General features: G+C 41.7%; 14 protein-coding genes. 8 read left to right on the top strand and 6 right to left on the bottom strand.

Annotated elements, in window-relative coordinates:
• The first annotated feature begins 4 nt into the window (after positions 1–4).
• Both hemN and G327_RS0104630 read left to right on the top strand, forming a co-directional pair.
• Entirely contained in the window at positions 5–1,372 is a 1,368-nt protein-coding gene (gene hemN, locus G327_RS0104635; protein WP_019613599.1) for an oxygen-independent coproporphyrinogen III oxidase, read from the top strand.
• Positions 1,373–2,485 (top strand): anhydro-N-acetylmuramic acid kinase, encoded by a 1,113-nt coding sequence (locus G327_RS0104630; RefSeq protein ID WP_019613598.1) that lies wholly within the window; start codon positions 1,373–1,375, stop codon positions 2,483–2,485.
• Here G327_RS0104630 and G327_RS23970 read toward each other — a convergent pair.
• The gene (locus G327_RS23970) at positions 2,457–2,726 is read right to left on the bottom strand and encodes a DUF3624 domain-containing protein (RefSeq protein WP_019613597.1); all 270 of its coding nucleotides are present in this window, start codon (positions 2,724–2,726) and stop codon (positions 2,457–2,459) included. The two genes, G327_RS0104630 and G327_RS23970, sit on opposite strands and share 29 nt — an antisense overlap.
• A 113-nt stretch (positions 2,727–2,839) precedes the next feature.
• Here G327_RS23970 and G327_RS0104620 point away from each other — a divergent pair, with 113 nt between their 5' ends.
• Positions 2,840–3,304 carry a DUF4124 domain-containing protein gene (locus G327_RS0104620; RefSeq protein WP_019613596.1) on the top strand — a complete coding sequence of 155 codons (465 nt, stop codon included), beginning with the start codon at positions 2,840–2,842 and terminating at the stop codon, positions 3,302–3,304.
• Here the strand turns inward: G327_RS0104620 and G327_RS0104615 are convergent.
• Both G327_RS0104615 and cbiB read right to left on the bottom strand, forming a co-directional pair.
• On the bottom strand, positions 3,290–4,375 hold the full coding sequence (locus G327_RS0104615) for a pyridoxal phosphate-dependent aminotransferase (protein ID WP_019613595.1): 1,086 nt from the start codon (positions 4,373–4,375) through the stop codon (positions 3,290–3,292). The two genes, G327_RS0104620 and G327_RS0104615, sit on opposite strands and share 15 nt — an antisense overlap.
• A gap of 3 nt (positions 4,376–4,378) precedes the next feature.
• The gene (cbiB, locus tag G327_RS0104610; protein WP_019613594.1) at positions 4,379–5,323 is read right to left on the bottom strand and encodes an adenosylcobinamide-phosphate synthase CbiB; all 945 of its coding nucleotides are present in this window, start codon (positions 5,321–5,323) and stop codon (positions 4,379–4,381) included.
• A gap of 239 nt (positions 5,324–5,562) precedes the next feature.
• Here cbiB and nfo point away from each other — a divergent pair, with 239 nt between their 5' ends.
• The 3 genes from nfo (at position 5,563) to G327_RS23965 (ending at position 9,152) form a co-directional block, all read left to right on the top strand.
• Positions 5,563–6,411 carry a deoxyribonuclease IV gene (gene nfo, locus G327_RS0104605; protein ID WP_019613593.1) on the top strand — a complete coding sequence of 283 codons (849 nt, stop codon included), beginning with the start codon at positions 5,563–5,565 and terminating at the stop codon, positions 6,409–6,411.
• 166 nt (positions 6,412–6,577) lie between these two features.
• Entirely contained in the window at positions 6,578–8,734 is a 2,157-nt protein-coding gene (locus G327_RS0104600) for a RelA/SpoT family protein (RefSeq protein WP_019613592.1), read from the top strand.
• Entirely contained in the window at positions 8,721–9,152 is a 432-nt protein-coding gene (locus G327_RS23965) for an META domain-containing protein (RefSeq protein ID WP_019613591.1), read from the top strand. The genes G327_RS0104600 and G327_RS23965 overlap by 14 nt, the downstream gene beginning before the upstream one ends.
• A 26-nt stretch (positions 9,153–9,178) precedes the next feature.
• On the opposite strand, the gene G327_RS0104590 is transcribed toward G327_RS23965, so the two are convergent.
• A complete protein-coding gene (locus G327_RS0104590; protein ID WP_019613590.1) occupies positions 9,179–10,855 on the bottom strand; it encodes a DUF2813 domain-containing protein in 1,677 nt (558 codons plus the stop codon).
• Between the two features lie 331 nt (positions 10,856–11,186).
• On the opposite strand from G327_RS0104590, the gene G327_RS0104585 reads away from it, so the two are divergent.
• Both G327_RS0104585 and G327_RS0104580 read left to right on the top strand, forming a co-directional pair.
• Positions 11,187–11,546, top strand: coding sequence for a hypothetical protein (locus G327_RS0104585; RefSeq protein WP_019613589.1), 360 nt, complete (start codon positions 11,187–11,189; stop codon positions 11,544–11,546).
• 445 nt (positions 11,547–11,991) lie between these two features.
• Positions 11,992–12,354, top strand: a complete 363-nt coding sequence (locus G327_RS0104580; RefSeq protein WP_019613588.1) for a hypothetical protein — start codon at positions 11,992–11,994, stop codon at positions 12,352–12,354.
• Between the two features lie 75 nt (positions 12,355–12,429).
• Here the strand turns inward: G327_RS0104580 and recQ are convergent, their stop codons facing one another.
• Together recQ and hemG are read right to left on the bottom strand one after the other, a co-directional pair.
• Complete coding sequence (gene recQ, locus G327_RS0104575; RefSeq protein WP_019613587.1) at positions 12,430–14,280, bottom strand: DNA helicase RecQ; 1,851 nt, start codon at positions 14,278–14,280, stop codon at positions 12,430–12,432.
• A 64-nt stretch (positions 14,281–14,344) separates the two neighbouring features.
• Complete coding sequence (gene hemG, locus G327_RS0104570) at positions 14,345–14,866, bottom strand: menaquinone-dependent protoporphyrinogen IX dehydrogenase (RefSeq protein ID WP_019613586.1); 522 nt, start codon at positions 14,864–14,866, stop codon at positions 14,345–14,347.
• Between the last annotated feature and the right edge of the window lie 32 nt (positions 14,867–14,898).

Below are 14,898 nucleotides of genomic sequence, written 5' to 3'. Positions count from 1 at the left end.
ATAAATGGAAAAGCTCGTGTGGGATCAAGCCTTAATTGAAAAATACAACTACAGCGGCCCGAGATACACTTCCTATCCCACGGCATTAGAATTTGATGAAAGCTTTAATTACCTGCAGCTGATTGATGCGAGCACTATCTATCCAGGACGCCCGCTTTCACTATATATCCATATTCCTTTCTGTCACAAACTTTGTTACTTCTGCGGCTGTAACAAAGTGATCACCCGCCATCAGAGTAAAGCAGACAAATATCTGGATTACCTTGAACGGGAAATTAAGATTCAAGCACCGCATTTCACCAATCGTCAAGTCAGCCAGTTACATTGGGGCGGTGGTACACCTACCTTTTTATTACCGGAGCAGATCACCCGTTTAATGAATGTACTTCGTGATAACTTCAATTTTAAAGAATCTGCAGAATTAAGTATCGAAGTTGATCCGCGCGAAATTGAACTGAGCACAATTGATCACCTAGCTGCTGAAGGTTTTAACCGCCTTAGTCTGGGGGTGCAGGATTTTAATAAAGAGGTTCAGAAAGCAGTCAACCGCGAGCAGGATGAAGAGTTTATTATCAAACTGCTCAACCGTGCTAAAGAGCAGGGCTTCAAGTCAACCAATTTAGATATGATTTACGGCCTTCCTCTGCAGACTAAAGACAGCTTTGCACACACCTTAGAAAAAATATTGGAATTAGATCCTGCTCGTTTATCGATCTTTAATTATGCGCATATGCCGTCTATATTTGCAGCGCAGCGGAAAATTAATGAAGATGACATGCCCAAACCTGCAGAGAAGCTGGAGATGCTCCAGTATACAATTGAATTTCTGACTCAGTCAGGCTATCAGTTTATCGGCATGGACCATTTTGCCAAACCGGATGATGAACTTGCTCGCGCACAGCAGCAGGGCATATTACATCGTAACTTCCAGGGGTATACCACACAGGAAGACGCAGATCTCCTTGGGATGGGGGTTTCCGCAATCAGTCAGATCGGCCATTGTTATTCACAGAACCAGAAAAAGCTGGCGGACTATTATAGTCAGATTGAGAACTCTGGTCATGCGCAATGGCGTGGTGTCGGGCTGAATCAGGATGACCTGATCCGCCGCGAAGTGATCAAAAAACTTATCTGTAACTTCAAACTAGATACTAAAGAGATTGAGCAGCATTTTGATTTAAACTTTGCGCAGTATTTTGCTGAAGATATTAAATTATTACAGTGCTTTATTGATGACCAGCTGGTCACGGTCAGCGCAGACGAAATTTGTGTAAAACCGAAGGGACGTTTATTAATTCGTAATATCTGCATGTGTTTTGATGTTTATTTACGCAATAAAGCACGTCAGCAGCAGTTCTCGCGGGTAATCTAAGTGACCCCCGGCAGTTACTACATAGGCATTATGTCTGGAACCAGTCTGGATGCAATAGATGTAGTCATCGCCCGGCGGACAAGCTCAGGTTTTGAACAGGTCGCAGGTTATGCCCAGGATCTTCCCGAAAACCTGCGCAGCCGCCTTTTACAGATATGCCGGGATAAACATGTTGATCTGCAGACACTAGGGGAAACGGATCAGCAGTTCGCTTTAGCCTGTGCCGATGCCGTTAATCAGCTGCTTACAGAAAGCGGCTTATCTGCCCCGCAAATCTTTGCGATAGGCAGTCACGGACAAACTATTTTTCATTCCCCCTGCGGTTTGTATCCCTTTACTCAGCAGATTGGTGATGCAGCTTTAATTGCCGCCAGAACAGGCATCCCCTGCGTTGCCGATTTCAGACGTATGGATATGGCCTACGGCGGACAGGGAGCACCATTAGTCCCGGCTTTTCATCAGGCACTATTTTCCGAAAAAGGGCAAAACCGCATTATTGTGAATATCGGCGGCATAGCCAATATCAGTGTATTAACGTCGGATAAAAATGTGCTCGGTTATGATACCGGCCCGGGCAATATGTTAATGGATGCCTGGATCAATGAAACTCAACAGAAAAGCTTTGATAAAAATGCGGCTTTTGCCGCACAGGGACAGGTCATTCAAGCCTTATTAACACAGCTGCTGACTGAACCATATTTTAAACAAGCGCCGCCTAAAAGTACCGGCCGGGAAAAATTCAATCTGCTCTGGCTTAAACAGCAGCTAAGCTTAGTCGATACAGAACAATATTCAGATGCAGATATTCAGCGGACATTATTGGAATTCAGCGCTGTCACCATCTCTGAGCAGATTCAAATACACAGCCGGGGCTGTGATGCTTTTGTCTGCGGAGGAGGTGCCCTAAATCCCCTGCTGATGGAACGCTTACAGATTTTATTACCAAAGCATGCTATTAATGATACTCACAGCTTACATATTGATCCTATGTATGTAGAAGCAGTTGCTTTTGCCTGGCTGGCAGAGCAGCGCTGCTTAGAAAAGCCGGTTCCTCTCAAGGCGGTAACCGGAGCAAAGCAAGATGCTATTCTGGGTTGTGTATATCTTCCGTAGGGTGAGCAACTCTCCGCAGACGATAATAAATATACGCACCAATATGTAAAAGCATTAACAGTGAACTGGCTAAAAATGTCAGCAGTAAAGCAATAGTCTCAACCTGCCTTGGTCCTGACTGCTGCAGGAAATACCAGCCGGCCGCCGAGCATATAAGTAGAGTCAGATTAAGCCACATGCAGCGTTTACAGCGCCCTAATTTTTCTTTAAATAAACTTTCCGTACAGAACTTACAGGTCACCTTGTTTTCCTCACATTTTTACATTTAACTTTAACGACTCCGCAAGGTTCAGCTTGCTGTTCGAAATTAGAGTTATTACCCTATGGATTAATTATTATCGAAGAGCAACGGACATGCCCTATTTTTTTACCTTATTAATGATTTTATCTTCTTTTTCCGTGACAGCAGAAATTTACACCTGGCAGGATGAAAAGGGAGTGACTCACTTTTCACAAACAGAAGCTGAAGAGCAGATAGAAGCGATGCAGGCCGATTCATCAGCAGCGGATAAATTTTCACAGCCCTTTTTAATCGGAAAATGGACTGGAAAAAGCGGGCAGACGAAACATGAGTGGGTATTTAAAAATCCTGGCTTCTTCTCCATTAAACAAACTTCAGACAGCAGCAGTGAAATCATATATACCGGCCAGTGGGAACTTGATGATCCGAAAGTTATGCTGTCAGTCATCTTTAAATCGATCAGTAATAAATCTTCGGGTTTTGTTACCTCTCAAAACAGCGCTGATATTATCGAACATGAAAAGCACCGGATTTTAATAAGCTATAATGAAGAAAAATTCTGGTTAGAACGTAATTAACAGATAATTTTTTAACAACTGATACAGCCTTTTATTAGATGTCGCATCCTTTACTGCAACACGAATAAAACGGCTGTCTAAACCGATGAAGTTACCCGCATCACGTACGATAACCCCCTCTGTTAATAAATATTCCCGACACTCGTGTGCAGTAAACGGCATACATAGACGCAGCAGAATAAAATTACAGTTTGTTTCAAAAACCTCTATACCATTTAAGCTTTTTAATAAGTCTCTGAAAACTCTCTTTTCATTCGTTATCCACGTTATGGAATCATTAATATAGCTCTGATCTTTTACCACGGTGATCCCGGCAAGCTCTGCAAAACAATTTACTGACCAGGGTTCACGGATCTGCCCTATCTTGGTATTCAGCACTTCATTAAATGAAATCGCCCAGCCTAAACGAATTCCCGGCACAGCAAAAAACTTAGTTAATGCCCTTACAATAAATACCGACGGTGACTGAAATATCACTGCACTTTTGTGAAAACCACTGTCAGCAAATTCAATAAAGGCTTCATCTAACAGCAGCTGCACCTGATTATCTTCACACAGGCTTATAATCTTCTTTAACGTCTGTAAATCTATCAGATTACCCGTCGGATTATTCGGATTACATAAAGTCAGTACTTGATATCCCCTCTTTATCTGCATTTCTAATAACTGCATATCGAGCTTAAAACCGTTGGACCAGTCTAAAATAAAATAATCTACCTGTGTCCCGGCAGATTCTGCAGCCCGGGCATATTCAGCAAAAGTCGGCCCGATAATCAGCGCCTTTGATGCGTTAAACGCCTTAAAAAAGAGAAAAATCATCTCAGTCGCACCGTTACCTACTAAAATATTCTCTATTTCAACATTGGAAAATTCAGCTAACGACTGACGTAAATCGACATAATCAGGATCAGGATAAACATCCAGCGTATACAGGTGCTCATTTAATGCATTTGTAAACGACTGCGGCACGCCCAGTGGATTGATATTCGCGCTATAATCTAACCACTGCTTTTTATCCTGCCGAGTACAGTCCCGCTGCAGACGGTGCACATTACCACCATGTAAATCCATGAATTATCCTGTGAAAATTAAAATTAAAATTATAACGCCCAGCATCAGCAGGGAACTCGACCATAACAGCTTGACCGCTTTGCCGATTAAACTTTCTGTAAACGGCTTATTTTTATCACCGATTGTCGGTTTATCCTGCCACTCACCAAAATACTGAGTGCGCCCGCCAAACTGAATATCTAAGGCCCCGGCAACAGCAGATTCAGGATGCCCGGAATTTGGGCTGGCATGATTACTGCGGTCCCGTTTAAAAATAAACCAGGCATTTTTCCAGTTTAAATTGAGCAGATATGCTGAAACAGGCAGTAAAACAGCCCCGGTCAGACGAGCGGGTAGATAATTTGCCCAGTCATCCAGGCGGGCACTAAACCAGCCTAAATCTTTATACTGCGCGGTTTTGTAACCCCACATGGAATCAAACGTATTAACCGCTTTATAAACCATAGCGCACGCGAGCATTGAACCTGCTATATAGGGTTCAAGCAGTGCACCAAGCAGCATATAAAACAACGGCGAAACAACTGCATCGACGGTATTTTCTGCAACAGTTTCCAGAGTGCTGCGGATAATCTGTTTTTTATCCATCTTTCCGGTATCACGGCTGACCAGATAACCTATTTCCTGACGCGCCAGACTAATATCATCCTGCTCAATAATACGTTTAACTTTAAGCGCCTCATCTGCTAAAGAGCGCGTCGCCAGACAAGTGTAAAGTAAATACACTTCAATTATCCAATGCAGCCTCGCCAGCCATAAACAAACAAAAAAAGTTGTACTTAAAACGACTAAATTAGCGGCAGTACCCCACTGTTTTTTAAAACCTGCCGGTGCCATTTTTTCCAGACGGCTGATAAACCAGCCGATAACCTGTACTGGATGTGGAATACGATAGGGATCGGCAAACAATATATCTAAACAATAAGCACTTAATAATTTGATAATTAACAAGAAAAATCCTTTTAAAAGACAACTGACGGTGCAGATCATAGCAGGCTGACAGGCTGCTAACGAGGCTATTATGCAGTTTCAGTTTAATTTCAGGAGACTAATAAACCTGCTTTTTACTGCTTAACTTAACTTCCCGGTAAAATTTTCCTCATTCTTTATAAGCCATACCGATAATTGATTTATTGCCCTGCAAAATTTACTTATACTTCACGGCTTATATAACTTTCGGATATTCAACTATGAAATACATCGGCGCACATGTAAGTGCTTCAGGCGGCGTATTCAACGCCCCAAAAAATGCGCATGAAATAGGTGCAACCGCCTTTGCATTATTTACCAAAAATCAACGCCGCTGGGAAGCTAAAGCGCTTGATAATGATACCATCCGTAAATTTAAAGCGGCCTGTATTCGTTATAATTACAGTCCGGAGCAGATATTACCCCACGACTCCTATTTAATTAACCTCGGGCACCCTGAGCAGGAAGCATTACAAAAATCTAGAAATGCTTTTTTAGATGAAATGCAGCGCTGCGAACAGCTGGGCTTAACCTTATTAAATTTCCATCCAGGCAGTCACCTAAAAAAAATCAGCGAACAGGACTGCCTGCTGCGTGTTGCCGAGTCAATAAACTGGGCTCTGCAGCAGACAACCACAGTCAAAGCCGTGATCGAAAACACCGCAGGACAAGGAACCAATTTAGGTTATTCTTTTGAACAGCTGGCTGTCATTATCGAGCATGTCGAAGATAAACAGCGTGTTGGAGTTTGCCTAGACACCTGCCATACTTTTGTTTCCGGTTACGATCTGCGCAGTGAAGAAGCCTGCCGCGAAACCTTTCAAGCATTCTCAGACATCGTCGGCTTTGAATATCTGGCGGCTATGCATATTAATGACAGCAAAGTGCCACTGGCAAGCAGAGTGGATCGTCACGCTTCATTAGGCGCAGGCGAGATCGGCTGGTCCTGCTTTAAATATATCATGCAGGACTCAAGATTTGATAATATCCCCATGGTATTAGAAACAACCAACCCGGAGATCTGGGCGCAGGAAATCCAGCAGTTAAAAGACTGGGCAGTAGAAAGCTGATTTAACAAAAATGACTTCTGCAGGCATAAGTTCGGATATTCCCGTAAAAGAAATCCGATAATTACAACAATCAACACAATAAAAATAGAAAAGTTAGTTTTTATACTTTGCAAGTATGCAAACTGGCTTTACTATTATTGACAGGTTATTAAAAATAAGGTCGCAAATGTTAATATTTCAAGCACTTAAAGATTTGACTCAATCTTACCTTGCCGCTGAGCAATGTCAGTTTATTGAGCGAGCTTATGAGTTTGCTTACGCTGCACATGACGGCGTTCAACGGGCAAGCGGCGAACCTTATATCACTCACCCCGTAGCAGTTGCTGAAATACTGGCGGAGATGAAACTAGATCATGAAGCAATTGCTGCGGCTCTACTGCATGATGTCCTTGAAGATACAGAGGTAACCTACCAGGAACTTTCAGATACATTCAATCCAAGTGTTGCCGAGTTAGTGGAAGGTGTTACTAAATTAGATAAAGTTAACTTTAAAGACCGCGAGCAGGCGCAGGCAGAAAATATCCGCAAAATGCTGATAGCAATGTCTAAAGACTTCCGGGTTATGCTGATTAAACTTGCCGATCGTGTCCACAACATGCGCACCTTAGACTCATTACGTCTTGATAAACGCAGGCGCATTGCTCGTGAAACCTTCGAGATATTCACTCCTATTGCGGACCGGCTTGGTCTTCACCACCTTAAAAATGAACTAGAACAGCTTGCCTTCAAAGCACAAAATTCCGCCCGATATTATGTATTAAAAGATGCCATCACCAAAGCACGCGGCAATCGAAAAGATTTTATTCAAAGCATCTGTGATGAGATTTCAGCAAAACTAAACGGCATGTCAATTGAAGCTGAAGTTATCGGGCGTGAAAAACACCTGTACAGTTTATACCGAAAAATGCGTAAAAAAGGCTGCCAGTTCCATGATGTAATGGATGTTTACGCTTTCCGTATCATAGTTAAAGATCTTGATACCTGTTACCGAGTATTAGGCCAGATGCATCACCTCTATCAGCCTAAACTCGAGCATTTTGAAGATTATATTGCGATTCCAAAATCAAACAGCTATCAATCGCTGCATACAACTTTAATCACCCATCATGGTGTGAATATTGAAATTCAGATCCGTACCGAAGATATGGATGCAGTAGCTAAACAAGGCATAGCCGCGCACTGGAGCTACAAAGAAGGCAGCGGCAACTCGAATATGACAGCACAGCTGCAGACGCGTAACTGGTTCCAGGGACTCTCTGATCAGGAAGACAATACAACCAACTCACTGGTCATGCTGGAAAATATTAAACAGGAACTGGGTAATAACGAAATTCACGTATTAACACCACAGGGTAAAATAATTGTATTACCTGCTCATGCAACACCTGTTGATTTTGCCTATGCACTGCATACCAAAATCGGCCACCGCTGCACGGGCGCCAAAATTGATAAAGAGTTTGCACTGCTCAGTGATAAACTTGAAAGCGGCCAGACAATTCAGATTATCACTGCAAGTAAACCACAGCCCTGCGCAGACTGGTTAAACTTTGTTGCAACTCATAAAGCACGCAACAATATTCGCCAGTACCTGAAGCTGCTGCCAAAAGAGCTCACCATTCCTGAAGGTCGACGTTTATTAAAACAGGCACTTAACCGTACCAATCTATCTGATATTCCGCAGGAAAATATCGATAGAGTTATTGCAGATCACCATCTTGATGATTTTAACAGCCTGCTGCACGAAATCGGCAGCGGTAAGCTTATGAGTATTATTATTGCCCGTCGCCTGCGTGGTAACACAGCAGAGTTAACCGAGTCGGAATTAAAACAGCAGACCCGTCAAAGTGCAATCAAAGGTACTGAAGATATGATGATATCTTACGCGAACTGCTGTAAACCACTGCCCGGCGATACTATTGTTGCTCATGCCAGCCCGGGTAAAGGTTTGGTGGTGCATCTGCAGAACTGCCATAATGTTACCGGTTATGAAAATGAATTAGATAAATATATTCCCGTTGAATGGGATATGGACTTCATGAATCAGTATGAATATTCCAGCGATCTCAATATCATGATGATTAATCACAAAGCAGGTCTGGCTCAACTGTTTAATATCATTGCTAAAAGCAATGCTAATGTGGTGGATCTTCAAACCACTGAATTACCGGAACATATCTATTCAATCAATTTAACCTTAACTGTTATCAATCGAATTCATTTATCACGAGTAATGCGCCAGATTAAGAAACTTTCCAGCGTAACCAGTGTCAAACGAAGCAATAAAAAAAATAAAACCGAAGGAAAGCCAAATGGACCTGTTTAAAACAGCGGCAGTTTTATCAACATCATTATTTTTATTCTCCTGCAGCACAGCGGCGGTCAACAATACGGATGTTTCACCAGCGACTATTGAACTAACGCAGCTTCAAAATGAATGGCAGTTAATTAATATTGATCAGCAGACTATAAATACTGAAATCAGCAGTACAATCACTATTGACACTAAATCTAAAGCAACCGGTAATCTAGCCTGCAATAACTTTTTCGGCGCGCTTGAGCTCCATAATAACCAGCTGCGCATTGAAAAAATGGGCAGTACGCGCAAAATATGCCGCGAACCAGCTAATGAAGTAGAAATGGTTGTAGCTTCTGTATTAGCAGACTGGTCCGATATTCAATTAGACGGACAGACATTAATACTAACGGGTAAAGAGCATAAGCTAACTTACCAGGCTAAATGATCGAATGCAGCAAGAACGCAGTCAATTTAACCGGACTGCGTTCTTGCTAAACCAACCAGACGGGCAAACAAGCGTTTTAACAGCGGTGGAATAGAATCTGCTCCGCGTTCCTCAACAGCCGTTGCAATTGCCAGACCTAACCCTGGTTTAGAGTATTTATGCACCGCTTTATCAATAATTTTACTCACAGCAAGCCGCGCTAAATCCTTCTCGGTATAATTAGCAGCTTCAAGGTAAATATCCGAAAAACCACCGTTAAAAAACAAATGTTCGATATCCTGTGCCGGTAATATAGAAAGACGATTCGCTAAAAAGTCTTTTGCTGACAACATATCCTCAACCCGGCCGGCGTATTTTTGTCCCGCAGCGTCCCCGTCTGTTAACACATGCCATTCGATATGCAGATCCTGAGCAAGTTTAATTAAAGGGGCAACACCGCACTGAGCAAACTCAATAATCTGTACTCCTTCAACCACCAGATGGTAACCGCATAAACGGGCCAGTTCAGTTAACAGCCAGGTTTCAGTTTCCCCTTCAACTAATAACCAGGAACGTGCAAAAAGACTTTGCGGGCGGGTCATACGCAGATGAAAAGCAATTCTGCGTAAATCATTTTCGGAAAAATGGGCTGGATTTAAAGAATAACTTTTAATTAGATCCGCCTGCCTGACTAAACGTTGAATACGGCTTAAAGGGAAAAATGATAAAAGCTGACTAGAGTTAGTACTGACCAGTTTCTGCATGGGCAGCAAAGAGAAAAACCGCCAGGTAATCGCTAAGTTAACTGGATGTAAATTATTTTCCGGCTCTTCCAGTAATAAAATAGGAGTCGCTCCCCTACGCAGCAGGTGCTCTCCTCTAGCTTGTAGAAATTCTCCAAGGATCAGCAGCAGCATCGCCCGGTCTCTTTTATGCCCGGTTTTAAACAGATCGTTGAAGTGGGTTAAAGCCAGAAATGAAAACGGCCTCTGACTATGAATATCATGTTCAAAATCAACCTTGTGGTAATCAAATCCGCCGTAACGCTTAAACAGATAGTGGTCAAACAGATAAGCAAGCGCTTCATATCCGCGCCCCATTTCGTGTTCAGATAACTGCTGCGAAGAACCTACTAGACGTCTAAATACACGTTTAATGCGCTCTTCACAAAGCTCTCTTTTACTGGATAACTCTTTAGCCTCCTGTTCTTCCGAATCCATAATCAACGGAGCTTCACTACCCATACGTAAAACCGGCACAAAAGAAACAAACTCGTTAACCAGTTCGGCTAATTTTTCCCTGCTGTATATCTTTTCAATACCGTCATTATCTAAAAAGTAACGACGGGTTTTAATATTTCCAGCATCTGTCACCTCGCCGTCGATTTGGAAATAGATATGTCTTAATTCATTCTGAGGAACATTCCAGGCTTCCAATATACTGGCATACTGACGCAGACCAGCCTCCCCGATTAACTGCTCTTTGAAAGTGAAAACAAGATGAATAAGTTTAGTCGTACTGATTTCAGGATTAGGGGGCTGATGAAAATCATCGCCCACAAACTTGTAGTTTTTGTGTGTGCCGGATAAAAATAACGATAGTGCATCAAATAAACTCGACTTTCCCCAACTGTTTTCACCAAGAAAAGCATTCAATTCCTTCACATTAATCGATAAACGATTAATGCCCCTAAATCCTACGATCTCAATCTGATCTAGAAGCATAGGCTCTCCTTAAAAAAGAATGTCCTACTATTAAAAGTATCAGAAGTAAGTTAGAAGACAAGTTATGTAAAACGTTTACACAAAATATGATCCAGTGCAAACTCTGCAGATCTTTACCTTTTTATTAAAATAATGTCATCGACAAACAGCATTCCTTTACTACAATTCATTTTACCAAAGCAAATCCACAATAAAAAAGTGGACTAATGATTAACACAGAAGCAACAGCGCAGAAAAACTATTGAACACACAATGGGCTAACTGATAATTAATTTATGCACCTCTTTTCAAAGAGCTGCATGGTCATTCATTTATTCGAAGGAACCTGTAAATGTCTAATATTCATGCACTAAATATTTTACCAAGCCAAGAAGTTATTAATTCAATTGCAAATTATCATGCTGAATTTGATAATATTTCATTCGATTATACCCAGCTGTTAATCAAGTTGAAAAATGAGATTTCTAAACTTAACTTTATGGCCAAGCATGATAATGCCGACTGGATGCAGAGACGAGGTTCCGATTATTTAACTAACCCGAAGCTATTTGCACATGCACCACTGACTTATATTTGCGCTTTTATCGGCGAGCTGTTTAAAAAATACAGCCTGGAAGAATTACAAGACACACTAACTCCACAAATATTAAAGAGTGTATTAGCCCGACTTAATGAATTTAAGCTGCATTAAGACTAAATAACACCGCCTTTCAGGCTAATTCCCATTAGCCTTTTTTATACCTGTTTTTTCAAACTGTTTTATCTACCTATTATCAACAGCAGCAAATTTTAACAAAAATCTACCCGCTAAATTTTATTTAGCCTCTGAAAGTTCCGAGGGGCACTGCTTTTGTGCTTGTAAAATAAGCAAATAATAGTGACAGACAAAATCATTATTTATAAATTGTTAAGCAACTCAAATTTTACAATAAATAGAGATTAATTATATTGATGCACTTATGCCTTAAGCTGTACCCTTCACCATGACTTTTTTATCATAGTTCATGACTTTTATTGCAATGAAATAAAACAAGTCATCTTTAAACCACACTAACAGCAAACTAATCTAATAAGGCGATCAGAACAAGGATGTAAACGTTTCACTGTTTAGAGTTTTTCATCACAGGGCACTTCAAATGACCAATATCCACAAGCTGGCAATTTTACCAAATCAACAGTCTATTAATTTACTAGCGGCATTCAGTAATGAGTTCAATTCTCAGCATTTTGATTTCACAACAGTATTAAGCAAATTGAAAAAAACTATTTTAGACTCAGAGTTTATGAATAAGCACAATAACGCGACTTGGATGGCAACTCGTGGACAGGATTTTCTAGCAAATCCGAAACTGTTTGCCAGTGCACCGTTAACTTATATTTGTGTTTTTTTAGGGGAGTTATTTAATAATGCGGAAGTGGCCGAGATTCAGGAAAAAATCTCTCCCAATGTTATTGAGCATGCTTTAAAGCGTTTAAATGACTTTAAATTAAACGCTTAGTTTTTCGGGCGCTGGAAAGTCATATATGATTAACCTTCCCGCCCTTTAAAAGTCAACTTTACATAAGCGCAGTTTCTAGAGCGACTGTGAATATTCATTAATTATCTGCATAAATTCAGCACCATATTTATCCAGTTTAATGTGACCGACACCACTGATATTCAAAAACTCAGCATCCGTCAGCGGCATTAATTCACTCATTTCAGAAAGAGACACATCACTGAAAATAATATACGGCGGCAGATCTTCACGATCAGCAATCTGTTTACGCAGCTGACGCAGTCGGGCAAACAATTTATTGTCCGCCAGATCAGCCAGTACACCGCGTTTCTTTTTCGCCTTAACCATTTTCACACGCGGCACAGCTAAGTGCAGCACCTGCTGTGCTTTTAAAACAGGACGAGCAGCCTGAGTCAGCTGCAGTGCAGATCCTCGGGTTAAGTTCTGCATCAGTAAACCACAGTGAATTAACTGTCTTAAAATACTTAACCAGTGTTCTGTCGACTGCTCTTTACCTAAACCATAGGTTGACAGTTTATCGTGTCCCAAGCTTTTAATGCGTGCAGTTTGTGCTCCTTTTAATACCTCAACAACATGCCCCATGCCGAAATGCTGTCCGGTACGGTAAACACAGGAAAGTATTTTCTGCGCATCTTCAGTTGCATCATAACTTTTAGGCGGATCCAGACAGACATCACAGTTGCCGCAAGCCTGATGGCTGTATTCACCAAAGTAATTTAATAAAACCTGACGCCGGCAGATTTGCGCTTCCGCGAATGCAACCATAGTATTTAATTTATGCAGTTCAATACGAAGCTGTTCCTCATTATCATTTTTTTCCAGCATGCCTCGGATCCGCGCCGGATCAGCAGGATCATAAAATAACATCGCCTGTGCCGGTAAACCGTCGCGCCCTGCCCGCCCTGTTTCCTGGTAATAAGATTCGATATTTTTAGGGATCTCATAATGCACCACAAAGCGCACATTAGGTTTATCAATACCCATACCAAAGGCCACCGTGGCAACGACAATATCCACTTCATCCTTGATAAACAGATCCTGTACCGACTGGCGTTCCTGCAGAGGTAAACCGGCGTGATAACAACGTGCTTTTAAACCTTTAGCGCTTAACTTTTCACTTAATTCTTCAGTACGGCGGCGGCTGGTACAGTAAATAATGCCGCTTTCATTTTTGTGCTCAGACAAATAATTAAACAGCTGAGTCAACGGCCGGTACTTTTCAATCAATAGATATTCAATATTCGGTCGATCAAAACTGTGCACCGCAACCAGAGGATCGCGGAGCTGCAGACGCGCGAGAATATCTTTCTGGGTAGCATGATCCGCAGTTGCAGTTAATGCTGCCAGCGGAATATCAGGAAAACGTTCTTTTAACTGTCCGAGCAGCGCATATTCAGGGCGGAAATCATGCCCCCACTGAGAAATACAGTGCGCTTCATCAATAGCAAACAGATTAATCTCGAGGTTTTCCAGACGGTTCATAAAATCTGGACGAAGCAGACGTTCAGGGGCAACATAGACAATTTTCAGTTGTCCGTTATGCATATCATTGAGTATCTGATTTTGTTCCTGATAAGAAAGACTGGAGTTCAGATATGCGGCGGCCACACCACAGGAACGCAGCGTATCAACCTGATCTTTCATTAATGAAATAAGCGGTGAGATAACAAAACATATACCGGGACGGACCAGAGCCGGTATCTGAAAGCACAGACTTTTTCCGCCGCCCGTCGGCATCACTACCAGAGCATCATCTCCAGCACACAGCCGGCTGATAATATCTTCCTGGCCTTCTCGAAAGGTATTGTAACCAAACACATCAAACAGGATCTGTTTCGCGTTGGGGCAAGATTGTTGATTCACGATACTTCTGCCTGCATTAATACAAATATTGAAAGCATGCATTGTATGTCAGACGGTTAAAAAAATCAGCTTAATAAGCAATCTGGCTGCGTCCTGCCACTTTCGCTTATAAAGCAGAAAAATCTTTGCTGAACACTTCCACCTTCTCCCAGTCTGTTAACTCAATATCCCGGCTTTTATCTGTACTGCCGCCGGTTATTTTCATAATCAGCTGGATAAGCAGCGTCTGCCACCAGTTGTAACGGGAATATAATAATGCTCCCGCAAAGACCCCTTTTAATCTCGGATGCCATAAAGATAACTGGTCAAATTTAGCCATATAAGCATTATTTGCCGGATTCGCTTTTTCAGGTTTACGCGCAGTCAAACAAACCAGAAAAAAAGCATTCGGTAACAAATCTAGATGAGCTTTGTGTGCATTGACAAAATTAAGTAAATTTTTGCGAAAATTGCCATAGCGGACCGAGGCTCCAACCAGTACTTTGTCATACCGACTGAAATCAACCTGCGGATTTTCATCCACATTGCATAAAGTAATATCACCCTCAATTAAGTTAGTGATCCGTTCGATTATTTTCAGCGTCTGCCCGTCAACAGACGAATAGATAACCAGGGTTTTGCTTGCCATTTAATTTTTCCCAACATGCCAGTCTGAATATA

The sequence above is a fragment of the Psychromonas ossibalaenae ATCC BAA-1528 genome (assembly GCF_000381745.1).
GTDB classification, from domain to species: Bacteria; Pseudomonadota; Gammaproteobacteria; order Enterobacterales; family Psychromonadaceae; genus Psychromonas; species Psychromonas ossibalaenae.
Note: the sequence above shows the minus strand (reverse complement) of the source record. Positions and strands in the feature narration are given on the sequence as shown.

Bases quoted from the DNA above. Each gene is read 5' to 3' on its own strand.
- G327_RS23965 (WP_019613591.1), top strand. From the start codon at position 8,721: ATGGACCTGTTTAAAACAGCGGCAGTTTTATCAACATCATTATTTTTA.
- hemG (WP_019613586.1), bottom strand. From the start codon at position 14,866: ATGGCAAGCAAAACCCTGGTTATCTATTCGTCTGTTGACGGGCAGACG.
- G327_RS0104600 (WP_019613592.1), top strand. From the start codon at position 6,578: ATGTTAATATTTCAAGCACTTAAAGATTTGACTCAATCTTACCTTGCC.
- G327_RS0104615 (WP_019613595.1), bottom strand. From the start codon at position 4,375: ATGGATTTACATGGTGGTAATGTGCACCGTCTGCAGCGGGACTGTACT.
- nfo (WP_019613593.1), top strand. From the start codon at position 5,563: ATGAAATACATCGGCGCACATGTAAGTGCTTCAGGCGGCGTATTCAAC.
- recQ (WP_019613587.1), bottom strand. From the start codon at position 14,280: ATGCATGCTTTCAATATTTGTATTAATGCAGGCAGAAGTATCGTGAAT.
- G327_RS0104590 (WP_019613590.1), bottom strand. From the start codon at position 10,855: ATGCTTCTAGATCAGATTGAGATCGTAGGATTTAGGGGCATTAATCGT.
- G327_RS0104585 (WP_019613589.1), top strand. From the start codon at position 11,187: ATGTCTAATATTCATGCACTAAATATTTTACCAAGCCAAGAAGTTATT.
- hemN (WP_019613599.1), top strand. From the start codon at position 5: ATGGAAAAGCTCGTGTGGGATCAAGCCTTAATTGAAAAATACAACTAC.
- G327_RS0104620 (WP_019613596.1), top strand. From the start codon at position 2,840: ATGCCCTATTTTTTTACCTTATTAATGATTTTATCTTCTTTTTCCGTG.
- G327_RS0104580 (WP_019613588.1), top strand. From the start codon at position 11,992: ATGACCAATATCCACAAGCTGGCAATTTTACCAAATCAACAGTCTATT.